Below are 23,755 nucleotides of genomic sequence, written 5' to 3'. Positions count from 1 at the left end.
CTATGGCCATGCGGTTTTTAAATATTGGATACGGAAATATTGTATCTGCTCATCGAATTATTGCTATTGTAAGTCCGGAGTCAGCTCCTATTAAACGAACAGTACAGGAAGCACGTGAACATAATGCTTTACTAGATGCTACGTATGGGAGAAAAACAAGGGCGGTTATTGTTATGGATGATGGGCATGTTGTATTAAGTCCAATTCAGCCAGAGACGATTGCACATCGTTTGAATAATAAAGAAGATTTAAGTGAGGAAGGGTAGGTTTTACATATTTATGAGAAGTAGAAGAGGATTGCTCATCGTTCTTTCAGGACCTTCTGGGGTTGGTAAAGGAACGGTTCGAAAAGAGCTGTTTAGCCATGAGGATACACGTTTTCAATACTCTATTTCAGTAACGACACGTAAGCCGCGTGAAGGTGAAGTAGATGGTGTGGATTATTTCTTTAAAGAGAGAGAAGAATTTGAGGAAATGATTCGTAATGAAAAATTACTTGAGTGGGCTGAGTTCGTAGGTAATTATTACGGAACACCGATTGACTATGTTGAAAAAACATTACAAGAAGGAAAAGATGTATTCTTAGAAATTGAAGTGCAAGGAGCAATTCAAGTTAAGAAAGCTTTCCCAGAAGGTGTATTTATTTTCTTAGCACCCCCAAGTTTATCTGAGCTAAAAAACCGAATTGTCGGCCGTGGTACAGAAACTGAAGATGTTATTGAAAATCGCTTAACTGTAGCGAAAGAAGAAATCGAAATGATGGACGCTTACGACTATGTTGTAGAAAATGATCAAGTTGAATTAGCTTGTGATAGAATTAAAGCAATTGTGGTTGGTGAACATTGCCGCCGCGAAAGAGTAGCAAAATATTATAAAGAAATGACGGAGGGTCTATAATTATGTTAAATCCATCAATTGATTCATTACTAACAAAAATCGATTCTAAATATACACTTGTAACAGTAGCTGCAAAGCGTGCACGTGAAATGCAACTTGCTAACAACTGTGTTATTGAACAACCTGTTTCTCATAAATGTGTAGGTAAAGCATTAGAAGAAATCGATGTAGAAGTGTTAAAATATGTACCAAGCGAAGGCAAAATAATTGATTAAGATATTATTTTCGACAAATTAAAACATAGACTTTATAATTTTCTATGTAACGGTAACAACCTATTTACAAGTAGGTTGTTATTTTTTTACGATAGGATGAAATATTGGTACTGAAGAGCTGAGAAACCTGTTTCAGTATTATAAGTTTGAAAAAGAAAGAGGACGAGCCATATGCTAAAAGGGAAAAAGATACTCCTATGTGTAACAGGAGGCATTGCGGTCTTTAAAGCGGCTGCGTTAACTAGTAAATTGACACAAGCTGGTGCTATTGTAAAGGTGATCATGAGTGAGTCGGCAATAAAGTTTGTTACGCCTCTTACATTCCAAGCACTTTCTCGTCATGATGTATATACAGATACATTCGATGAGAAAGACTCAGCTGTTATTGCTCATATCGATTTAGCAGATTGGGCAGATGTAGTACTTGTTGCACCTGCTACAGCCAATTGTATCGGGAAGTTAGCTGGTGGTATTGCGGATGATATGATTACAACTACTTTGTTAGCTACTACAGCTCCAGTATGGATTGCACCTGCTATGAATGTGCATATGTACGAAAATAAAATTGTTCAAAAAAATATGATGACGTTAAAAACGTTAGGATATACATTTATTGAGCCTGGGGAAGGCTTTTTAGCGTGTGGTTATGTAGCGAAGGGAAGACTAGAGGAACCTGAAGCAATTATTGCGCGGTTAGAAGAAGCATTCACGGAACAAAAACCACTACAAGGTAAGAAAATGTTAATAACTGCTGGCCCGACGCGTGAAAAGATTGATCCAGTTCGTTTTATGACGAATTTTTCTTCTGGAAAAATGGGGTATGCGATTGCAGAAGTAGCAGCGAACTTAGGGGCTGATGTCATACTTGTTTCGGGGCCGACGGCATTAAATCCGCCACTACATGTAACAACGATACAAGTGGATTCAGCGCAGGATATGTTAGAAGCAGTCCTTCAACATTATCAAAATGTAGATGTTGTCATCAAAACAGCAGCTGTTGCAGATTATCGCCCGAAATATGTTCATGATAATAAAATGAAAAAGCAGAATGGTGATGCTGTAATTGAATTAGAGAGAACGGTAGATATTTTAAAAACGCTAGGTGAGAAGAAGGGTAAACAGTTACTTATCGGTTTTGCTGCTGAAACGACAAACGTAGAGGAATACGCAACGAAAAAGTTACGTGAGAAAAATGCGAATATGATTGTTGCGAATGATGTAAAAGCGCAAGGAGCTGGATTTGGCACAGATACGAACATTGTAACAATGTATAGAAAAGATGGAAAAGTTATTGAGTTGCCACTTTTAACAAAGAAAGAGGTAGCTCGCGAAATATTAAAGCAAATTGAAATGATGTTAGAAGATGATCGTTTATGAAATTTGCAAGTGTAATTGTTGATGTACCTGCCCGTCAGACAGATAGACCGTTTGATTACATTATCCCTAGAAAATGGGAAGATATTGTACAGACAGGAATGCGTGTAGTAGTTCCATTTGGTCCAAGAAAATTGCAAGGTTTTATTATTGAGATTAAAGATTCGGTTGACGTGGAAAGTAAGAAATTAAAGACAATCCATGAAATATTAGATGTAACACCGGTTTTAAATGATGAATTATTAAAGCTTGGATATTGGCTTACAAGTGAAACGTTATGTTATATGATTTCAGCATTTCAAGTCATGCTTCCGACAGCGATAAAAGCAACGTATAAAAAGCGTCTACAACTTCGTAAACAAGAAGAAGTAGCACCTGCAATACTGTATTTATTTCAGGATAAGGAAGCAATCGATTGGGAAGTTATTGAGGCGCAGCCACATTTATACCGCGCTATTCAACAAGAAATTAAAAATGGTACGATGGAAGTCGTATATCAAGTGAAAGATAAAGTGCAGAAGAAGAAACAAAGAGTCGTTCAGCCAGAGTTGCCGGAAGATAAATTAGAATTAGCTGCATTTGAATTGAAAAGTAAAAAACAACAAGATGTACTCTATTATTTTGTGGAAAATTATAAAAGTGTACCGTTGAAATTGTTAACAGAAGAGCTACAAATAACAGATGCTCCAATAAAATCACTTGTTAAAAAGGGGCTAATCTCAGAAAAATATGTGGAAGTATACCGGAATCCGTATGACGATGATGATTTTGAACAAACGAAACCATTTCCACTTACAGAGGAACAAAAGCAAGTTATTACACCTATTTTATCATCAATTACAAATGAAACTTACAATCCATTTTTACTATATGGTGTTACAGGAAGCGGAAAGACAGAAGTATATTTACAATCTATAGCAGCGGTGCTGAAGAAGGAAAAAGAAGCTATTGTACTCGTTCCTGAAATTGCGCTAACGCCTCAAATGGTAGATCGTTTTAAAGGTAGATTTGGCTCGCAAGTAGCGGTTCTTCATAGTGCACTGTCTGTTGGTGAAAAATATGATGAATGGCGTAAGATTTTAAGAAAAGAAGTGAAAGTGGTAGTTGGTGCCCGTTCAGCTATTTTTGCTCCTTTTGAAAATTTAGGGATTATTATTATTGATGAAGAGCATGAATCGAGTTATAAGCAAGAAGATAACCCGAAGTATCATGCAAGAGATGTAGCGGTGTGGAGAGGGCAATATCATAAATGTCCAATCGTTCTTGGAAGTGCAACGCCTACACTTGAATCATTTGCAAGAGCGACAAAAGGTGTTTATGAACTATTAACGATGGAAAAACGTATGAACGAACAAGCTTTACCAACAGTAGAAATTGTTGACATGCGTGAAGAACTTCGCGACGGGAATCGATCAATGTTTTCGAAGGCGTTGCATGAAAAAATAGCAGATCGACTAGAAAAGAAAGAACAAATGGTTCTCTTTTTAAATAGGAGAGGTCATTCAACATTTGTGATGTGTCGTGATTGCGGGTATGTTGTACAATGTCCACATTGTGATATTTCGCTGACGTATCATAAAATGAACCATCGTTTAAAATGTCATTATTGCAGTTATGAGGAGAATATGCCAACTGCGTGTCCAGCTTGTCAAAGTACATATATTCGTTTCTTTGGTACAGGCACACAAAAAGTAGAAGAAGAAATTACAAAACTATTTCCAGAAGCGCGAGTCATTCGAATGGACGTAGATACGACAAGTCGCAAAGGAATGCATGAGAAGTTATTAAAGGCATTTGGTGAAGAGAAAGCAGATATATTACTCGGGACACAAATGATCGCCAAAGGACTTGATTTTCCGAAAGTAACGCTCGTTGGTGTTTTAACTGCAGATACGATGCTTCACTTACCTGATTTTCGGGCGAGTGAAAAAACATATCAATTATTGACGCAAGTAAGTGGACGGGCAGGTAGACATGAATTGCCAGGGGAAGTTGTAATTCAAACGTATACGCCAGAACATTATAGTATAGAGTTAGCAAAGAACCAGCAATATGATGTGTTTTTTGACCAAGAAATGCAAATGAGACGAACAAGACAATATCCACCTTATTACTATGTTGTACTTGTAACGGTATCTCATCCAGAATTATTAAAGGCAGTGCAAGTGACGGAAAAAATTGTCGGTCATTTACGAATGCATTGTTCGCAGCAAACGATGGTGTTAGGGCCAGTTGCTTCAGCAATTCCAAGGATAAAAGATAGATATCGTTACCAATGCATGATAAAATACAAACGGGAACCAAACTTAAAGAACGTGCTCAAAATGGTAAATGAACATTATCAAGCAGAAATGCAAAAAGAGCTACAAATCTCAATTGATTTTAATCCAACAATGTTAATGTAGCGGAGGGAAATATGGCAGTTTTAGAAATAGTAAAGCATCCAAATGAAGTGTTAGAAACACCATGTGAAAGAGTAATTAACTTTGATAAAAAGTTAGTGAAATTGTTGAAAGATATGCATGAAACAATGTTAATGGCGGACGGAGTCGGTTTAGCTGCACCTCAAGTAGGGGTAAGCTTGCAAGTAGCAGTTGTTGATGTCGATGATGATACTGGGAAAATCGAGTTAATCAATCCATCAATATTAGAAAAACGTGGTGAACAAGTAGGTCCCGAAGGCTGTTTAAGCTTCCCGGGACTTTATGGTGAAGTGGAACGTGCAGATTATATTAAAGTAAGAGCACAGAATCGCCGAGGTAAAGTGTTTTTATTAGAAGCGGAAGGATTTTTAGCGCGTGCAATTCAACATGAAATCGATCATTTACACGGTGTTCTATTTACATCGAAAGTGACAAGATATTATGAAGAAAACGAATTAGAATAGGTGTTAAAAGGAGCGGTTTTTAAATGATTAAAGTAGTATTTATGGGAACACCGGACTTTTCAGTGCCGGTGCTTCGTCGTCTTATCGAAGATGGCTATGATGTAGTAGGTGTTGTGACGCAACCAGATCGTCCGGTAGGTAGAAAAAAAGTATTAACACCTACACCTGTTAAAGTTGAAGCGGAGAAACATGGTATTCCGGTGTTACAACCACTGAAAATTCGTGAAAAAGACGAATATGAAAAAGTATTAGCATTAGAGGCGGATTTAATTGTAACAGCTGCGTTCGGTCAGATTGTACCAAACGAAATTTTAGAAGCGCCAAAGTACGGATGTATTAATGTCCATGCCTCTTTACTTCCAGAACTACGCGGTGGTGCACCGATTCATTATGCAATTATGGAAGGTAAAGAAAAAACAGGAATTACAATTATGTATATGGTAGAAAAATTAGACGCTGGTGATATTTTAACGCAAGTAGAAGTGGAAATTGAAGAGCGTGAAACGACGGGCTCGTTATTTGATAAGTTAAGTGAAGCCGGTGCACATCTTCTATCTAAAACAGTACCTTTATTAATTCAAGGTAAGTTAGAACCGATTAAACAAAATGAAGATGAAGTGACATTCGCATATAATATAAAACGTGAGCAAGAGAAAATTGATTGGACAAAAACAGGTGAAGAAGTATACAATCACATTCGCGGATTGAACCCATGGCCAGTTGCATATACGACTTTAGCAGAACAAGTTGTTAAAGTATGGTGGGGAGAGAAAGTTTCTCTAGAAGCGAAAGCTGAACCAGGTACAATAGTTGGTCTTGAAGAAGATGGATTTGTTGTTGCAACAGGGAATGAAATAGGTGTTAAAATTACTGAATTGCAACCGTCGGGTAAAAAGCGTATGAGTTGTTCACAATTTTTACGTGGGACAAAACCTGAAATTGGCACGAAGTTAGGAGAAAATGCATGAGACAAAATGTTCGTGAATTAGCTCTTGATGGTTTAATTCAAGTAGAAAAAAGTGGTGCATATAGTAACTTACTTTTAAATAATCTAATTGAAAAAAATGCAATTGATAGAAAAGATATTGGTTTATTAACTGAAATTGTATATGGAACGATTCAACGTCGTGACACATTAGATTATTATTTACAGCCTTTTTTAAAAAAGAAGGTTGAGGCGTGGGTAAGAGTATTGCTTCGCTTATCTTTATATCAAATGATATATTTGGACCGAGTGCCAGAAAGAGCGGCTATTCATGAAGCGGTTGAAATAGCAAAGCGTCGTGGGCATAAAGGGATTTCAGGCATGGTGAACGGAGTATTGCGTTCAATTCAGCGAGAAGGTGTACCTTCATTAGATGAAATCAAAGATCCAGTGGAACGTCTTGCAATTGCAACGAGTCACCCAGTTTGGTTAGTACAAGATTGGGCATCTGAATATGGTTTAGAGACAGCAGAGAAAATGTGTGAAGTAAACATGTTACCACCAGTACCTACAGCACGTGTGAACGTTGATAAAGTAACGGTAGAAGAAGCAATTGAGTTGTTGGCAAGTGAAGGAATAGAAGCAAAGTCTGGCGATTTGTCAGATGATGCAATTCAAATTGAAAGAGGGAATGTAGCGCATACAGAAGCGTTTAAAAAAGGGTTCCTTTCTATTCAAGATGAAAGCTCTATGCTTGTTGCACGTGCTTTAGACCCGAATGAGGGAGAGACAGTTCTTGATAGTTGTGCTGCTCCTGGTGGTAAAACTACGCATATAGCTGAGCGTTTAAAGGGAACTGGTAAAGTAATGTCTCTTGATTTACACGCGCATAAAGTGCGTTTAATTAAACAACAAGCAGAGCGACTTGGTCTAGAAAATATAGAAACAAAAGCGTTAGATGCTAGAAAAGTGCAAGAGCACTTTGCAAATGAAACTTTTGATAAAATATTAGTAGATGCACCATGTTCTGGATTTGGGGTAATTAGACGTAAACCTGATATTAAGTTAGGAAAAGATAAAGGCGATAGTGAAAGATTATCGACGATTCAACTTGCGATATTAGAAAAGATAGCACCATTATTAAAACAAGGCGGTCGTCTTGTTTATAGTACGTGCACAATTGAGAAAATAGAAAATGAACAAGTAATAGATAAATTTTTAAAAGAACATCCTGAATTTGAATGGGATACTACGATAAAAGAACGTATGCCAGAAAAATTAAGTCCGTATATTAATGAAGGTCAAGTACAAATTTTACCGCATTATTTTGCAACGGATGGCTTTTATATTGCTTGTTTAAGGAAGAAGGTGTAGCATCATGGAAACGACTGTAAAAAAACAAAAGAAAAATGTAGAAACGAAAAAACCATCAATTTACTCTTTACAACTTCATGAAATGCAAGATTGGTTAAAGGAACAAGGAGAACCGAAGTTCCGTGCTGGACAAATTTTTGACTGGCTATATAAAAAACGTGTAAAAAATTATGAGGATATGTCAAACCTTTCTAAAGGATTGCGTGATAAATTGTCGAATTCCTTTGATATTACTACTTTAAACACGTTAGTAAAACAAACGTCTTCGGATGGAACGATTAAATTCTTATTCCAGTTATATGATGGATACTCTATTGAAACGGTATTAATGCGACATGAATACGGAAATTCTATTTGTGTAACAACACAAGTTGGTTGTCGTATTGGCTGTACGTTCTGTGCTTCTACACTTGGCGGGTTAAAACGAAACCTAGAAGCTGGAGAAATTGTAGCGCAAGTAGTAGAAGTGCAACGCGCGCTTGATGAAACGGAAGAACGTGTAAGTTCTCTTGTTGTTATGGGAATTGGAGAACCATTTGATAACTATGATAATTTAATGGGATTTTTACGCATCACTAACCATGAAAAAGGACTTCATATTGGTGCAAGACATATGACAGTTTCGACGAGTGGTATTATTCCGAAAATTTACAAGTTTGCTGAAGAAGAGTTACAAATTAATTTTGCGATTTCATTGCATGCTCCAAATTCAGAATTACGTTCAAAATTAATGCCGATTAACCGTGCTTATAAGCTACCTGATTTAATGGAAGCTATTAAATACTATGTAAATAGAACAGGGCGTCGTATTACATTTGAATATGGACTATTTGGAGGAGAAAATGACCAAGTTGAGCACGCTGAAGAACTTGCTGCGCTCTTAAAAGGTGTAAAGTGTCATGTGAACTTAATTCCGGTTAACTACGTACCAGAACGTGATTACGTACGAACACCACGTGAGCAAATTTTCTTATTTGAAAAAACGCTTAAAGATCGTGGAGTGAATGTAACAATTCGCCGTGAACAAGGTCACGATATTGATGCTGCCTGCGGTCAGTTGCGTGCGAAGGAGCGCAAAGAAGAGACGAGGTGACGAGATGAAAGCCGTGTTTCTATCGGATAAAGGGAAAGTTCGTCAACATAATGAAGATAGTGCAGGAGTTTTTCACAATTTAGATGGAAATATTTTAGCGGTAGTAGCAGATGGAATGGGAGGTCATCGAGCTGGCGATGTAGCTAGTTCGATGGCCATTCAATTATTCCATGATTATTGGAAGCAAACGCATAATATGAATGAGCCTAAAAAAGTAGAAGAGTGGTTACATACTAGTGTTGGAATTATTAATGAACGCATTTTTGAATATTCTAAACAACACGTAGAGTGTGATGGTATGGGAACAACGATTATCATAGCAATTTGTACGCCTAATTTTGTAACAATAGGTCATATAGGAGATAGTCGTTGTTATATGGTATCAGAGGGAGTAATGTCGCTCGTAACGGAAGATCATTCACTTGTAAATGAACTTGTGAGACATGGTGAAATTTCAAAGGAAGATGCAGAATACCACCCGAAAAAAAATGTTTTGTTAAGAGCGCTAGGAACAGAAGAAAAAGTCGGATTAGATGTTAAAACATTGGTACTTGAAGAAGATGATCAATTGCTTCTTTGCTCTGATGGATTGTCTAATAAAGTCCCTATGACTGATATGCAACAAATTTTACAGTTAAATGAACAGCTCGAAGCTAAGGTGCAAAGTCTCATTCAATTGGCGAATGATCGTGGTGGAGAGGATAATATTACTCTTGTTCTTATTGATTATGCGGATTCGACAAACGAAAGTAGGTGAAGTGCAACGTGCTGATTGGAAAACGCTTAAATGACCGTTATAAGCTGCTAAAAATGATTGGCGGTGGAGGGATGGCCAATGTATATTTAGCTCATGATGACATACTCGGCCGAGATGTAGCGGTGAAAATATTAAGACTCGACTATTCCAATAACGAAGAGTTTATTAAACGTTTCCATCGAGAAGCGCAATCTGTTACAACGTTGTCGCATCCAAATATTGTGAATATGTATGATGTTGGAGAAGAAGATGGTATATATTATCTTGTAATGGAGTATGTACCTGGACAAACATTAAAGCAATACATAATTGAGCAAGGGATGTTACCTATAGGGGAAGCTCTTGATATTATGGAGCAATTAACATCCGCCATGGCACACGCTCATCATTTTGAAATTGTGCATCGTGATATAAAACCGCACAATATTTTAATTCGAGCTGATGGAGTAGTAAAAGTAACAGATTTTGGAATTGCGACAGCTACAAGTGCAACAACTATTACACATACAAATTCAGTACTTGGTTCGGTGCATTATTTATCACCAGAACAAGCGCGCGGCGGGATAGCAAATAAACAATCAGATATTTATTCGCTTGGTATTGTTATGTTCGAATTGTTAACAGGAAGACAACCGTTTTCTGGTGAATCTGCTGTTGCAATAGCTTTAAAACATTTACAAAGTGAAATACCGTCTCCAAGAAGATGGAATGAAAATATTCCGCAAAGTGTTGAGAATATTATATTAAAGGCAACTGCTAAAGATCCGTTCCATCGATACCAATCTGCTAATGCGATGAAACGAGATATTGAAACGGCTTTATATCCAGAACGAATTAATGAACAGCCATTTTACATACCAGAAGATATGGAAGCGACGAAAGCGATTCCAATTATCCAACAAGAACAATTATTTGAAAATGTAACTGATGAAACGATTGTTTTAAGTGGAAGTAAAGTGGATGAACCAAAAAGAAAAGAACATACTGAATTAGATAAGAAGAAAAAACGAAGTAATAAATGGATTAAGGTTTTAATTACGACATTTTTACTTTTAGCAATTGGAATAACATTAGCTCTTACTGTTATTCCGGGATTCTTTATTCCGAAAGATGTAAAAGTTCCTGATGTGGCTGGTATGAAATATACGACAGCTGTAAATAAGTTGGTAGAAAAAGGTTTTGAAGTGACAGAACCTAATATTGTATATACAGATGATGTGGAAGCTGGAGATGTAATAAAAACTGATCCTGTAGCAGGAAGAGTAGTGAAGGAAAGTTCTAAAATTACTATCTATCAATCAGGTGGAAAAAAGAAAAGTAAGATGAAGGATTTTACAGGTCAAAACTTTGAGAGTGTAAAACCCGAGTTAGAAGAAAGATATAAACAGGTTACTGAAAATTATATTGAAAATGATAAACCAAAAGGTGAAATTGTAGAACAAATACCGACACCTGATCAAATGGTTGTAGAGGCGGAGCAAGAACTGAAAGTTTGGATAAGTAAAGGTCCTTATCAAAATAGACCAGGTGATTTTTCAAGATGGACTGAAAATAGTGCAACTGGTGATTTGAATGAGAGAAAATTAACTCCAGATATAAAACGAGAGTATTCAGATACGGTTGATAAAGGTCTTGTAATTTCGCAATCGCCAAAACCAGGAACTCCGTTAAAAGAAGGAGATAAAGTGACACTTATCATCTCGAATGGCCCTAAGCCGAAAGTAACAAAAACAGTGAAGGTGGATAACATTTCTATCCCATATGAGTCTTCTATAATAGGTGAGAAAAAACCGCAAACAATAGAAATTTATAAAGAAGATATGCAACAAAAGATGGATAGACCAATTGAAACTAGAACGATTTCAGAGTCGGCAACAATTTCTTTAGAATTTGTAATTCAAGAAGGCTCAAAGGGTCACTATAAAATCGTACGGGATGGAGTAACGATTATCGATAAGGAAGTACCATATCCAACTCAATAATAGTGAATTCCATTTTCTTTTTATAGAGAATGGAATGCATTACCCTTGCCTGTTATGCTGTCTACAAGGTGGACTGTATAACAGGCAAAAATATATGATTCAAAAAGCTATACAAGTGATATTGTTGTAAAAAATATTTCGAATTGATGGTAGAGATTAAATATATGAACCTGGTTATATATTGGTGGGTTTTAAAATAATTGTTTAAAGAACTCTAGTCTATTCGTTTTAATTACAGCTTCACTTTATACAAAATAAAGGAGAATTATATGCCAGAAGGAAAAATTGTAAAAGCTTTAAGTGGATTTTATTATGTACAACATGAAGAAGGGGTTACACAATGTCGTGGGCGTGGTGTATTTAGAAAAAATAAAATTACACCACTTGTAGGAGACCAAGTCGTTTTTCAAGCAGATAACCCAACGGAAGGCTACGTGCTTGAAGTATTTGATCGAAAAAATGAACTTGTTAGGCCTCCTATTGCTAATGTGGATCAAGCAATCCTTGTTTTCTCTGCAGTAGAACCAGATTTTAATCCTGGACTGTTAGATCGATTTTTAGTGCTGATTGAATATCATAACATTAAGCCGATTATTTGTATTAGTAAGATGGATTTAGTGGATGAAAAGATGCGAGAAACCGTTGAAGCTTATGCAAATGATTATCGTGAAATGGGTTATGATGTATTATTTACTTCTATAAATACATCGGAAAGTATTGCTATTTTAAAACCATTTTTAGAAGGTTGTGTTTCTGTCGTTGCTGGCCAATCAGGTGTTGGGAAATCTTCGATGCTTAACGTATTACGTCCGGATTTAGAACTAAAAACAAATGATATTTCCTCACATTTAGGACGCGGAAAACATACGACAAGACACGTGGAATTAATTGCAGTTGGAAGTGGACTTGTTGCGGATACACCTGGTTTTAGTTCACTTGATTTCATAGATATAGAGGTAGAAGATCTTACATATTGTTTTCCTGAGTTGAAAGAAGCGAGCCAATACTGTAAATTTAGAGGGTGTACACATCTTTCTGAACCGAAATGTGCGGTGAAAGCTGCGGTTGAAGAAGGAAAGATTACAGAATATCGTTATAAGAATTACCAACAATTCGTAGAAGAAATTAGAGAGAGAAAGCCGAGGTATTAGTTATGATTAAAATTGCACCATCGATCTTATCAGCAGATTTTTCAAAATTAGGGGAAGAAATTAAAGATGTAGAAAAAGGCGGAGCTGATTACATTCATGTCGATGTAATGGACGGGCATTTTGTACCGAATATTACGATTGGGCCATTAATTGTAGAAGCGATCCGTCCGATTACATCATTACCGTTAGATGTGCATTTAATGATTGAAAATCCTGATAACTATATCCCAACTTTCGCGAAAGCGGGAGCGGATATTATTACTGTTCATGTAGAGGCGTGTCCTCATTTACATCGTACAATTCAGTTAATTAAATCTCATGGCATTAAAGCAGGGGTTGTATTAAATCCACATACGCCAGTTTCGGTGATTGAGCATGTGTTAGAAGATATAGATATGGTATTACTTATGACGGTGAATCCTGGATTTGGTGGACAGAAATTTATCCATTCTGTATTACCGAAAATTAAACAAGTTGCAGAAATGGTTAAAGAGCGAAATCTAGAAGTCGAAATTGAAGTTGATGGTGGTGTCAACGCTGAAACGGCAAGACTTTGTGTTGAAGCAGGAGCAAATGTACTTGTAGCTGGATCAGCGGTATACAATCAAAAAGACCGCGGTGAAGCGATCCGTATCATTCGTGGATAATGAATGAACAGATCCCTATCCTAGTGAAGTTTCGGGTTTAGTAAGACTTCACTATTTAGAAAGGATAGAGCGAAAAATATGTAAAAAGGCAATCTACCGAATGGCAGATTGCCTTTTTACAATAGAAGGGGAAGGAAAAATGATTATTCATATTTTAGCAGGAGGCCCTGCAGAATATTGCGCAGATTTTTCTCGATATGAAAATGAAGAAGTAGTGTGGGCGGCGGTTGATAGAGGAGTGTACCATTTACTAAAAAGAGGGATTACTCCATCTGTTGCGTTCGGAGATTACGATTCAGTAACTGAAGAAGAATTAGTATGGATGGGACAGCAAACAGATGAATTACATATTGTTCCACGAGAAAAAGATCAAACGGATTTAGAGATTGCAATTAGTTGGGCTTTAGAACAGAAACCCAAATTAATTCGTATTTTTGGTGCAACTGGTGGGCGGTTGGATCATGGTTTAGCAAATATACAGATGCTTTTAAAGGGTTTAGAAGCAAAAGTGGAAATGTGTATTGTGGATAATAAAAATGAAATAATGGTGAAAAAAGTTGGTACATATACAATTGGAATAAATAAAAATTTCCCCTATGTATCATTTGTGCCAGTTACTGAAAGTGTAGAAGGTATTACACTACAAGGATTTAAGTACCCTCTTACTAATAAAACGATAGAGTGGGGATCGACACTTTGTATTAGTAATGAACTCATTGAGGAAAAAGGTACTTTTTCATTCGCATCTGGCATATTAATGATGATAAGAAGCACTGATTGAAGAAACAATTTTGCTCCTTGCATCATATAGTGGGCAAGTGGAGTAAAGGGGATTAGGAGGGAAACCATGAGATTTTATACAATTAAGTTACCTAAATTTCTTGGTGGAATTGTTCGTGCGATGTTAAACACCTTCAAAAAAGACTAAAAAAAGCACCGATAATAGGTGCTTTTTCCATTGGTATAGTAAAAAAAGAGCCTAGCGGCTCTTTTTTTTATTATTAAACACGTTCGATTTTGCCAGATTTTAATGCTCTAGCAGAAACGTAAACACGTTGAACTTTACCGTCGATGCGTACGCGAACTTTTTGAAGGTTAGCGCCCCATTTACGTTTTGTAGCGTTCATTGCGTGAGAACGAGAGTTACCAGAACGAGCTTTTCTTCCAGTGATAGCACAAACACGAGCCATTTATATTTCCCTCCCTTGACACCTTACCATACGTAATTTTTCAATGTTAGTCTTTTTTGCGATGCTAAAAACACTACTATAATTTAACACAACTAAAAAGAGAATGCAACACTGTAGAAAAAAGAAATCAAGAAAAATTACTTGACACTATATGTAAGTGAAGAAAAGTTGAAATCAAGAAAATTTGCTTGACATATTATAGTGGTACATGTTGTATAATAACAATGGACTATTTTGCTCATCATAGAAAAGTGTAGTATAAAACATAAAATATGAGAGTGAAAAGAAAGAACGATGGAATTTTCTTTGAAAAGATTATATGATAGTAACTAAAGTAGTCTAGCTCACTTTCACCATTTATGAAGGGGGAAACGAGATGTCAATTGAAATTAAAACGAAGTACGGACAAATTGATATTAGTACAGATGTAATTGCAACAATTGCTGGAGGTGCCGCGGTAGATTGCTACGGTATCGTAGGTATGGCATCAAAAAATCAGTTAAAAGATGGATTAACAGACATTTTACGAAAAGAAAATTTTACTAGAGGTGTTATTGTTCGTAAAGATGAAGATGAAGTACATATTGATATGTATATTATTGTGAGCTATGGTACGAAAATTTCAGAAGTAGCACATAACGTGCAGACGAAAGTGAAATATACATTAGATCAAACTGTAGGACTAGCAGTAGATTCTGTAAACATCTACGTACAAGGAGTTAAAGTAATAAACTTGTAATGTGCATTAAGGAGGAAAATCTGTGTCAATTCAAAAAATTGATGGGAAACGTTTATCACAAATGATCATGCAAGGAGCGAATAATTTAACAAATAATGTTCAGCTTGTTGATGCATTAAACGTATTTCCAGTTCCAGATGGCGATACCGGTACAAACATGAACTTATCAATGACTTCAGGCGCACGTGAAGTGAAAGCAAATCCTTCACAGCACGCTGGTAAAGTCGGTGTAAGTTTAGCCAAAGGATTATTAATGGGAGCTCGTGGTAACTCTGGTGTTATTTTATCTCAGTTATTCCGTGGTTTTTCAAAATCCATTGAACAAAAAGAAGAATTAACAACAGTTGATTTTGCTGCAGCTTTAGATGCTGGGGTAGAAGCGGCTTACAAAGCGGTTATGAAACCGATTGAAGGAACGATTTTAACGGTTGCAAGAGAAACGGGTAAATATGCAGTGACAGTTGCGAAAAAACAGCGCGACTTTGTTTTGTTTATGGAAGACGTTGTGAAAGAAGCCAATGCATCGTTAAATCGTACGCCAGATTTATTACCTGTATTAAAGCAAGTTGGCGTTGTAGATAGCGGTGGTAAAGGTCTTGTTGTTGTATATGAAGGATTTTTAGCTGACTTAAAAGGAGAAACAATTTCTTCTGATGTGTCTGCCCAACCATCTATGAATGACATGGTACGCGCAGAACATCACCGTAGTGTACAAAGCCAATTGAGTACAGAAGATATAAAGTATGGATATTGCACGGAATTCATGGTGAAATTAGAGCCTGAAAAAATGAAGGAACATAATTTCTCTGAACAAAAATTCCGTGAAGATATTAGTGTATACGGAGATTCACTACTTGTTGTATCAGATGATGAGGTTGTTAAGGTTCATATTCATGCGGAACATCCTGGAGATCCTATGAATTATGGGCAACGCTATGGTAGTTTAATTAAGATTAAAGTAGAAAATATGCGTGAACAGCATACCGCTTTATTAGATGAACCTACTATGGTTCCTGAGCAAACAACTCAATCGAAAGAAAAACAACCATATGGTATCGTAACTGTAGCTATGGGATCTGGTATTAAAACTTTATTTGAGAGCATTGGTGCAACGAAAGTAATCGAAGGTGGCCAAACGATGAATCCGAGTACGGAGGATATTGTGAAGGCGATTGAAGAGGCGAATGCTGAAAAAATCATCATCTTACCAAATAACGGAAACATCGTGATGGCAGCAGAACAAGCAGCGTCAGTTGTTGATCAAGAAGTTATTGTTATTCGTTCAAAAACAGTTCCTCAAGGTATGGCTGCAATGTTAGCATTTAATCCAGTTGGAACGTTAGAAGAAAATGAAGAAAACATGAAAGAAGCTTTATCTCATGTGAAAACGGGTCAAATTACGTATGCTGTTCGTGATACGGAAATTGACGGTGTAGCAATTCAAAAAGACGATTTCATGTGCATTGCGGATGGAAAAATCGTATCAACAAATGCTGAAAAAGTAGGAGCTGCAAAGCAATTATTAGAAGCATTGATTGATGAAGAGTCTGAAATCGTAACGATTCTACAAGGTGAAGATGCAACTGATGAAGAAGTAGCTGAGTTAGTTGCATTTGTAGAAGAGAAATTTGAAGATGCTGAAGTAGAAGTGCATGCTGGGAATCAACCAGTGTATTCTTTCATCTTCTCTGTAGAATAAAAAAGATTCGTTTTGAAAATAAATGGATCACTTACTTGCTAATGGATCAGAAGTAGTAATGTGAACGTTATTACTAGTTTTTATTCAAAAGGCTAGCATATGGAATAAAGAAAAGAGCCTTGCTGCTAATAGTGAGGCTCTTTTTTACTTGTTGTGTATAAGGGATTTGAGTAGTTTCTCTTAGAATGCCTATGATAGAATATATAAGGTGAAAGATAGCGATTGCAGATGTTAATTGATACTCAAATAGAGTGTAACAAAGAAAATAATGTGACGGAGTGTGAGAATCTTGAATGACGTTGTACAAGTTCCTGTTACAGATGTAAAGGGAATCGGAGGAGAAACATCTGAATTACTACACGAGATGGGAATTTATACAGTTTCTCATCTATTAGAGCATTTTCCGTACCGTTATGAAGATTATGCAATGAAAGATCTTGCTGAAGTAAAGCATGATGAGCGTGTAACAGTTGAAGGGAAAGTTCATAGTGCTCCGTTACTACAATACTATGGTAAGAAAAAATCACGTCTTACAGTTCGTGTTCTCGTCGGTCGTTATTTAATTACGGCTGTATGTTTTAATAGACCTTACTATAAGCAAAAGTTAAATTTGGATGAAACGGTAACGATTACTGGTAAATGGGATCAACATCGTCAAACAATTGCTGTATCAGAGCTTCATTTTGGATCGGTTGTTCGTCAACAAGAAGTAGAGCCTGTATATTCAGTGAAAGGAAAGCTTACAGTAAAACAGATGCGCCGTTTTATTGCACAAGCGCTAAAGGAGTATGGAGATTCTATGGTCGAAGTGCTACCAGATGGTTTGTTAAATCGGTATAAATTATTACCACGTTATGAAGCACTCAGGGCGTTGCATTTTCCGGTAGGGCAAGAAGATTTAAAGCAAGCTCGTCGCCGTTTTGTATATGAGGAGTTTTTCTTATTTCAGCTAAAAATGCAAACACTAAGGAAAATGGAGAGAGAAAATTCAAAAGGTACGAAGAAGGAAATCCCGTCAACAGAATTACAAGAATTTATCGATGCACTTCCGTTTCCGTTAACTGGTGCACAGCACCGGGTTGTAGATGAAATTTTAAAGGATATGACATCTCCTTATCGGATGAACAGGCTGTTGCAAGGTGACGTTGGTTCTGGGAAAACAGTTGTTGCTGCGATTGGTCTCTATGCCGCAAAATTAGCTCATTATCAAGGTGCTTTAATGGTTCCTACAGAAATTTTAGCCGAACAACATTATCAGTCGCTTGCGGAGACGTTTTCTCGTTTCGGTATGACGGTTGAACTGTTAACGAGTTCTGTTAAGGGTGCGAGACGTCGGGAAATTTTGGCGAGATTAGAGCAGGGAGAAGTAGATATCCTTGTTGGGACGCACGCTTTAATTCAAGATGAAGTTATATTTCATAGGTTAGGTCTCGTTATTACCGATGAACAGCATCGATTTGGTGTAGCGCAGCGCCGGGTTTTACGTGAGAAAGGTGAAAGTCCAGATGTATTGTTTATGACGGCAACCCCAATTCCGCGAACGTTAGCTATTACGGCATTTGGAGAGATGGACGTTTCTATTATCGATGAAATGCCAGCTGGTAGAAAGGTAATCGAAACGTATTGGGCAAAACATGATATGTTAGACCGTGTTCTCGGCTTTGTGGAGAAAGAGATAAAAAAAGGAAGACAGGCATATGTTATTTGTCCTCTTATTGAAGAGTCTGAGAAACTTGATGTACAAAATGCTATCGATTTACATAGTATGCTGACTCATCATTATCAAGGTAAGTGCCAAGTTGGATTAATGCATGGGAGACTATCATCTCAAGAAAAAGAAGAGATAATGGGACAGTTTAGTGAAAATAAAGTGCAAATTCTTGTTTCGACAACAGTTGTTGAAGTAGGTGTGAATGTACCAAATGCGACTGTTATGGTTATTTATGACGCGGAGCGTTTCGGTTTATCGCAGCTTCATCAGCTCAGGGGGCGTGTTGGGCGTGGTAGTGAACAATCATATTGCTTATTAATTGCAGACCCGAAATCAGAAACAGGAAAAGAAAGAATGCGTATTATGACTGAAACAAATGATGGATTTGTATTGTCAGAAAAAGATTTAGAGTTACGAGGTCCTGGGGATTTCTTTGGAAGTAAGCAAAGTGGTCTACCAGAATTTAAGGTTGCTGATATGGTACATGATTATCGGGCGTTAGAAACAGCGAGACAAGATGCGGCGATACTAGTTGATTCAGAAGCGTTTTGGCATAATGATCAGTATGCTTCGTTGCGTACTTATCTTGACGGAACAGGTGTGTTCCAGGGAGAGAAGCTCGATTAAAAGTAGTCTGCAAAAGTTTTTGTTGCATTCTACTTTTAATGATTATATACTACTGTTAGTACCTAGTCATAAAAATGGATGGTGCGGTATGAAAAAGAGAAGAAGTAAAAAAGAAAGACAAGAATTATTACAACAAACAATAGAAACGAATCCTTTTATAACGGATGAAGATTTAGCAGAAAAATTTCAAGTGAGCATACAGACTGTTCGTCTGGATCGTATGGAGTTATCTATTCCTGAATTGAGAGAACGAATTAAGCATGTGGCTACAAAACAACATGAAGAAGATGTGAAATCTTTACCGTTAGAAGAGGTTGTCGGAGAAATTATCGATATAGAATTAGATAGACATGCGATATCTATCTTTGAAGTAAAGGTAGAACATGTATTTAAAAGAAATCAAATTGCTCGTGGGCATCATTTGTTTGCGCAAGCAAACTCACTAGCTGTTGCAGTTATTGATGAAGAATTAGCTTTAACTGCAAAGTCTACCATTCGATACATTCGTCCTGTAAAATTAGGAGAACGTGTAGTTGCAAAAGCGCGCGTTGAAGATGTAGAGAATGATAAAGGACGGACGGTTGTCAAAGTGCGTAGCTTTGTTGGAGAAGAACTTGTTTTTACAGGCACTTTTGAAATGTATCGATCTAGTAATAATAGTGAGGAAGGTAACAACTTATGAAAATCGCAATAGATGCAATGGGCGGAGATCACGCTCCAAAGGCTGTAGTATTAGGAGCAATGAAAGCTATTAAGGAATATTCAGATTTACATATTACGTTAGTAGGGAAAGAAGCAGAAATCCGTCAATACTTAACGAGTGAAGAGCGAATTACTATCCTTCATACAGACGAAAAAATTGAATCGACAGATGAGCCAGTAAGGGCGGTTCGTCGAAAAAAACAAGCTTCAATGGTACTAGCAGCGCAGCAAGTGAAAGATGGTATTGCAGATGCTTGTATATCAGCAGGTAGTACAGGGGCTTTAATGGCAGCAGGATTATTTGTTGTCGGTCGTATGGAAGGAATTGAACGACCAGCTTTATCACCGACAATGCCAACTGTTGATGGAGAAGGTTTTGTTATGTTAGATGTTGGAGCAAACGTTGATGCAAAACCAGTTCATTTATATCAATATGCAGTGATGGGTTCTGTTTACGCAGAGAAGGTAAGAGGAATTAAAAACCCTCGTGTTGGACTTTTAAATGTTGGAACAGAGGATGGAAAAGGAAACGAGCTTTCAAAACAGGTCTTTGCTATGCTCAAAGATGCACCAATTAATTTTGTTGGAAACGTTGAATCAAGAGATTTATTGCAAGGTGTAGCAGATGTTGTTGTGTGTGATGGTTTTACAGGGAACGTAGCTCTAAAATCACTAGAAGGAACCGCGCTTGCGCTATTCTCTATGTTAAAAGAGCAATTAATGAGTTCGTTTACGAGCAAATTAGCAGCAGCGGTATTAAAACCAAAACTTATGGTATTAAAAGATAAAATGGATTATTCGGAGTATGGAGGAGCGGCATTGTTTGGATTGAAAGCTCCTGTCATTAAGGCTCACGGTTCTTCAAATGACCAATCGATATTTAGTGCGATTCGTCAAACGAGAGAAATGGTAGCGAAAGAAGTAATTCCTACAATTTCAAGTGTAATGGAGAAGGAGCCGCTTCAATAAGAGGAGGATTTGAAATGGGAAAAATAGCATTTCTTTTTCCGGGCCAAGGTTCACAGGCAGTTGGAATGGGTAGACAGTTAGCGGAGAATAATAACGAGGTTGCGAAAGTGTTTGCGAAAGCAGATGAGGTGTTGCACGATTCACTTTCAGAGGTGATTTTTGAAGGGCCGCAGGAAAAGCTTACATTAACGACAAATGCACAACCTGCATTATTAACAACGAGTTTTGCTATTTTGACAGCTTTGAAAGAGTATGACATTACACCTGATTTTGTAGCAGGACATAGTTTAGGTGAATATAGCGCTCTTGTGGCAGCTGGTGCTATAACTTTTGAAGATGCTGTATATGCTGTAAGAAAACGTGGCGAATATATGGAAGAAGCCGTTCCTGGTGGGGAAGGGGCAATGGCAGCTATTTTAGGTGCTGATCCAGATATGCTGAAACGAGTTACAGAAGAAGTAACAAGTGAAGGGTATGCAGTACAGATTGCAAACATGAATAGTACGAAGCAAATTGTAATTTCTGGAACAATTCAAGGGGTAGAACTTGCTTCTCAAAGAGCGAAAGAAAATGGTGCTAAAAGAGCAATTTCGCTTAAAGTAAGTGGACCATTTCATTCCTCTCTTATGAAGCCAGCTGCTGAGAAGTTTCAAAGTGTGTTAGATGAAATTACAATTCAGGATACGAATATTCCTGTTATAGCAAATGTTACAGCAGATGTTATTACACGTGGTGCAGATATTCAAGAGAAGCTAATTGAACAACTGTATTCACCTGTATTATGGTACCCATCTATTGAAACTATGGTGAAACAAGGTGTGGATATATTTATTGAAATTGGACCTGGAAAAGTACTTGCTGGGCTTATGAAGTCGATTGATTCATCAGTGAAAGCATATGCCATATATGATGAAGCGACATTAAAAGATACCATTTCAAATTTGAGAGGAGAAAACTGATGTTAAAAGGGAAAGTAGCATTAGTAACTGGTGCTTCACGTGGAATTGGTCGCGCGATTGCAATCGATTTAGCGAAACAAGGGGCAAATGTAGTAGTAAATTATGCTGGTAATGAACAAAAGGCGAATGAAGTAGTAGATGAAATCAAGAAATTAGGTTCAGATGCAATTGCGGTAAGAGCAGATGTTGCAAATGCTGAAGATGTTACAAATATGGTGAAACAAACAGTAGATACATTTGGACAAGTCGATATTCTTGTAAATAACGCTGGCGTAACAAAAGATAATTTATTAATGCGTATGAAAGAAGAAGAATGGGATACAGTTATTAATACAAACTTAAAAGGTGTATTCTTATGTACAAAAGCAGTATCTCGTTATATGATGCGCCAACGTCATGGTAGAATAATAAATATTGCTTCTGTTGTTGGTGTTGTAGGAAATCCAGGGCAGGCTAATTATGTTGCTGCTAAAGCTGGTGTAATTGGATTAACAAAAACATCAGCAAAAGAATTAGCAAGTCGAAATATAACTGTTAATGCAATTGCTCCTGGATTTATTGCAACTGATATGACGGACGTATTAGATGAAAATATAAAAGGTGAAATGTTAAAAGTTATTCCGGCTGCACAGTTTGGTGAAGCGCAAGATATCGCGAATGCTGTAACGTTTTTTGCTTCGGATCAAAGCAAATATGTTACAGGACAAACGTTAAATGTTGATGGCGGAATGGTAATGTAATAAAAGAATCGATTTCATCTAGTTTTTTTGGACAATATTTAATATAATATTTGAGGGGAGGTGAATGGAATGGCAGATGTTTTAGAGCGTGTAACAAAAATCATCGTTGATCGTTTAGGTGTAGAAGAAACTGAAGTAGTACCAGCTGCAAGCTTTAAAGAAGATTTAGGCGCAGACTCCCTAGATGTAGTAGAACTTGTAATGCAATTAGAAGATGAATTCGAAATGGAAATTTCTGATGAAGATGCTGAAAAGATTGCTACTGTTGGCGATGCTGTGACTTACATAGAGAGTCATCTATAATGCTTAAGTGAAGTCCCGTTATTTAGCGGGGCTTTCTCGGCTTATATCTGGAGGGACCTATGCCGTACCGAAAATATAGAGAAAAAAAATACGAAACAAAATATCGTGAAGCGTTTAAAGTGTTTCAAGAAAAGATAGGTATTACGTTTACAGATGAAAAATTATTGACTCAAGCATTTACGCATTCATCGTATGTGAATGAGCATCGAAAAAAACCGCATGAAGACAATGAGCGTCTCGAATTTCTTGGAGATGCAGTATTGGAACTTACTGTATCGCAGTATCTGTTTCAAAAATATCCGACAATGAGCGAAGGAGAGTTAACAAAACTACGTGCAGCTATTGTATGTGAGCCATCTCTTGTTCGTTTTGCAAATGAGCTGTCATTTGGAAGCCTTGTTTTATTAGGGAAAGGTGAAGAAATGACAGGTGGACGTGAACGACCAGCTTTATTAGCGGATGTCTTTGAAGCGTTTATTGGTGCCCTTTATCTTGATCAAGGGCTAGAAACAGTTTGGGGATTCTTAAAAGAAATTGTGTATCCGAAAATTAATGAAGGTGCTTTTTCTCATGTGATGGATTATAAGAGTCAATTGCAAGAATTGATCCAGCGTGATGGTAGTGGCAACATTGAGTATCAAATTTTGCAAGAAAAAGGACCAGCCCATAATCGAGAATTTGTGTCACGTGTTACATTAAATAATGTAGCGTTAGGTCTTGGTAGTGGTAAGTCGAAAAAAGAAGCAGAGCAACAAGCTGCTGCAGAAGCATTGAAAAAATTAAAAGAACAACTATAAGGAATCCCCCTTTGAAT

At 37.1% G+C, this 23,755-nt stretch carries 25 protein-coding genes; 24 read left to right on the top strand and 1 reads right to left on the bottom strand.

Annotated features, from left to right (window positions below):
* The first annotated feature begins 2 nt into the window (after positions 1-2).
* From remA to spoVM, 15 genes are all read left to right on the top strand, one after another.
* Positions 3-266: an extracellular matrix/biofilm regulator RemA gene (remA, locus tag ACUN26_RS15885; protein WP_001251456.1), complete on the top strand. Its 264-nt coding sequence runs from the start codon at positions 3-5 to the stop codon at positions 264-266.
* Between the two features lie 13 nt (positions 267-279).
* Positions 280-897, top strand: coding sequence for a guanylate kinase (gene gmk / locus ACUN26_RS15880; RefSeq protein WP_001257739.1), 618 nt, complete (start codon positions 280-282; stop codon positions 895-897).
* 2 nt (positions 898-899) lie between these two features.
* A complete protein-coding gene (gene rpoZ / locus ACUN26_RS15875) occupies positions 900-1,112 on the top strand; it encodes a DNA-directed RNA polymerase subunit omega (RefSeq protein WP_000933967.1) in 213 nt (70 codons plus the stop codon).
* A 171-nt stretch (positions 1,113-1,283) separates the two neighbouring features.
* Complete coding sequence (gene coaBC, locus ACUN26_RS15870; RefSeq protein WP_000911716.1) at positions 1,284-2,489, top strand: bifunctional phosphopantothenoylcysteine decarboxylase/phosphopantothenate--cysteine ligase CoaBC; 1,206 nt, start codon at positions 1,284-1,286, stop codon at positions 2,487-2,489.
* Complete coding sequence (priA, locus tag ACUN26_RS15865) at positions 2,486-4,891, top strand: primosomal protein N' (RefSeq protein ID WP_000666740.1); 2,406 nt, start codon at positions 2,486-2,488, stop codon at positions 4,889-4,891. The genes coaBC and priA overlap by 4 nt, the downstream gene beginning before the upstream one ends.
* A gap of 11 nt (positions 4,892-4,902) precedes the next feature.
* Positions 4,903-5,373 (top strand): peptide deformylase, encoded by a 471-nt coding sequence (gene def, locus ACUN26_RS15860; RefSeq protein WP_000279472.1) that lies wholly within the window; start codon positions 4,903-4,905, stop codon positions 5,371-5,373.
* A gap of 23 nt (positions 5,374-5,396) precedes the next feature.
* A complete protein-coding gene (gene fmt / locus ACUN26_RS15855; RefSeq protein ID WP_000598797.1) occupies positions 5,397-6,341 on the top strand; it encodes a methionyl-tRNA formyltransferase in 945 nt (314 codons plus the stop codon).
* A complete protein-coding gene (rsmB, locus tag ACUN26_RS15850; protein WP_001249655.1) occupies positions 6,338-7,672 on the top strand; it encodes a 16S rRNA (cytosine(967)-C(5))-methyltransferase RsmB in 1,335 nt (444 codons plus the stop codon). Before fmt ends, rsmB begins: the two co-directional genes overlap by 4 nt.
* 4 nt (positions 7,673-7,676) lie before the next feature.
* Positions 7,677-8,765, top strand: coding sequence for a 23S rRNA (adenine(2503)-C(2))-methyltransferase RlmN (rlmN, locus tag ACUN26_RS15845; RefSeq protein ID WP_000450536.1), 1,089 nt, complete (start codon positions 7,677-7,679; stop codon positions 8,763-8,765).
* A gap of 4 nt (positions 8,766-8,769) precedes the next feature.
* Entirely contained in the window at positions 8,770-9,522 is a 753-nt protein-coding gene (locus tag ACUN26_RS15840) for a Stp1/IreP family PP2C-type Ser/Thr phosphatase (RefSeq protein WP_000648690.1), read from the top strand.
* A gap of 8 nt (positions 9,523-9,530) precedes the next feature.
* Positions 9,531-11,504: a serine/threonine protein kinase PrkC gene (gene prkC / locus ACUN26_RS15835; protein WP_000904738.1), complete on the top strand. Its 1,974-nt coding sequence runs from the start codon at positions 9,531-9,533 to the stop codon at positions 11,502-11,504.
* Between the two features lie 269 nt (positions 11,505-11,773).
* Positions 11,774-12,655: a ribosome small subunit-dependent GTPase A gene (gene rsgA / locus ACUN26_RS15830; protein ID WP_001113946.1), complete on the top strand. Its 882-nt coding sequence runs from the start codon at positions 11,774-11,776 to the stop codon at positions 12,653-12,655.
* 2 nt (positions 12,656-12,657) lie between these two features.
* Positions 12,658-13,302 carry a ribulose-phosphate 3-epimerase gene (rpe, locus tag ACUN26_RS15825; protein WP_000589965.1) on the top strand — a complete coding sequence of 215 codons (645 nt, stop codon included), beginning with the start codon at positions 12,658-12,660 and terminating at the stop codon, positions 13,300-13,302.
* A gap of 100 nt (positions 13,303-13,402) precedes the next feature.
* Positions 13,403-14,083: a thiamine diphosphokinase gene (locus ACUN26_RS15820; RefSeq protein WP_002039429.1), complete on the top strand. Its 681-nt coding sequence runs from the start codon at positions 13,403-13,405 to the stop codon at positions 14,081-14,083.
* Between the two features lie 66 nt (positions 14,084-14,149).
* Entirely contained in the window at positions 14,150-14,230 is an 81-nt protein-coding gene (gene spoVM, locus ACUN26_RS15815) for a stage V sporulation protein SpoVM (protein WP_001213599.1), read from the top strand.
* Between the two features lie 73 nt (positions 14,231-14,303).
* On the opposite strand, the gene rpmB is transcribed toward spoVM, so the two are convergent.
* Positions 14,304-14,492, bottom strand: coding sequence for a 50S ribosomal protein L28 (gene rpmB, locus ACUN26_RS15810; RefSeq protein WP_000124776.1), 189 nt, complete (start codon positions 14,490-14,492; stop codon positions 14,304-14,306).
* 376 nt (positions 14,493-14,868) lie between these two features.
* Here rpmB and ACUN26_RS15805 point away from each other — a divergent pair, with 376 nt between their 5' ends.
* The 9 genes from ACUN26_RS15805 to rncS all read left to right on the top strand — a co-directional run bounded on the left by ACUN26_RS15805 (position 14,869) and on the right by rncS (position 23,738).
* The gene (locus ACUN26_RS15805) at positions 14,869-15,231 is read left to right on the top strand and encodes an Asp23/Gls24 family envelope stress response protein (protein WP_000021109.1); all 363 of its coding nucleotides are present in this window, start codon (positions 14,869-14,871) and stop codon (positions 15,229-15,231) included.
* 22 nt (positions 15,232-15,253) lie between these two features.
* The gene (locus ACUN26_RS15800) at positions 15,254-16,930 is read left to right on the top strand and encodes a DAK2 domain-containing protein (protein WP_000027119.1); all 1,677 of its coding nucleotides are present in this window, start codon (positions 15,254-15,256) and stop codon (positions 16,928-16,930) included.
* 289 nt (positions 16,931-17,219) lie between these two features.
* Positions 17,220-19,268 carry an ATP-dependent DNA helicase RecG gene (gene recG, locus ACUN26_RS15795; protein ID WP_001000820.1) on the top strand — a complete coding sequence of 683 codons (2,049 nt, stop codon included), beginning with the start codon at positions 17,220-17,222 and terminating at the stop codon, positions 19,266-19,268.
* An 88-nt stretch (positions 19,269-19,356) separates the two neighbouring features.
* Positions 19,357-19,950 (top strand): transcription factor FapR, encoded by a 594-nt coding sequence (fapR, locus tag ACUN26_RS15790; RefSeq protein WP_000747351.1) that lies wholly within the window; start codon positions 19,357-19,359, stop codon positions 19,948-19,950.
* Positions 19,947-20,939, top strand: a complete 993-nt coding sequence (gene plsX / locus ACUN26_RS15785; RefSeq protein WP_000684090.1) for a phosphate acyltransferase PlsX — start codon at positions 19,947-19,949, stop codon at positions 20,937-20,939. The genes fapR and plsX overlap by 4 nt, the downstream gene beginning before the upstream one ends.
* Positions 20,940-20,953: 14 nt before the next feature.
* Positions 20,954-21,898: an ACP S-malonyltransferase gene (fabD, locus tag ACUN26_RS15780; protein ID WP_000515914.1), complete on the top strand. Its 945-nt coding sequence runs from the start codon at positions 20,954-20,956 to the stop codon at positions 21,896-21,898.
* Entirely contained in the window at positions 21,898-22,638 is a 741-nt protein-coding gene (gene fabG, locus ACUN26_RS15775) for a 3-oxoacyl-[acyl-carrier-protein] reductase (RefSeq protein WP_000911780.1), read from the top strand. Before fabD ends, fabG begins: the two co-directional genes overlap by 1 nt.
* Positions 22,639-22,707: 69 nt before the next feature.
* Entirely contained in the window at positions 22,708-22,941 is a 234-nt protein-coding gene (acpP, locus tag ACUN26_RS15770) for an acyl carrier protein (RefSeq protein ID WP_000786062.1), read from the top strand.
* Between the two features lie 59 nt (positions 22,942-23,000).
* Positions 23,001-23,738, top strand: a complete 738-nt coding sequence (gene rncS / locus ACUN26_RS15765; RefSeq protein WP_001146877.1) for a ribonuclease III — start codon at positions 23,001-23,003, stop codon at positions 23,736-23,738.
* The last annotated feature ends 17 nt before the right edge of the window (positions 23,739-23,755 follow it).

The organism is Bacillus sp. WC2503 (assembly GCF_052682895.1).
Note: the sequence above shows the minus strand (reverse complement) of the source record. Positions and strands in the feature narration are given on the sequence as shown.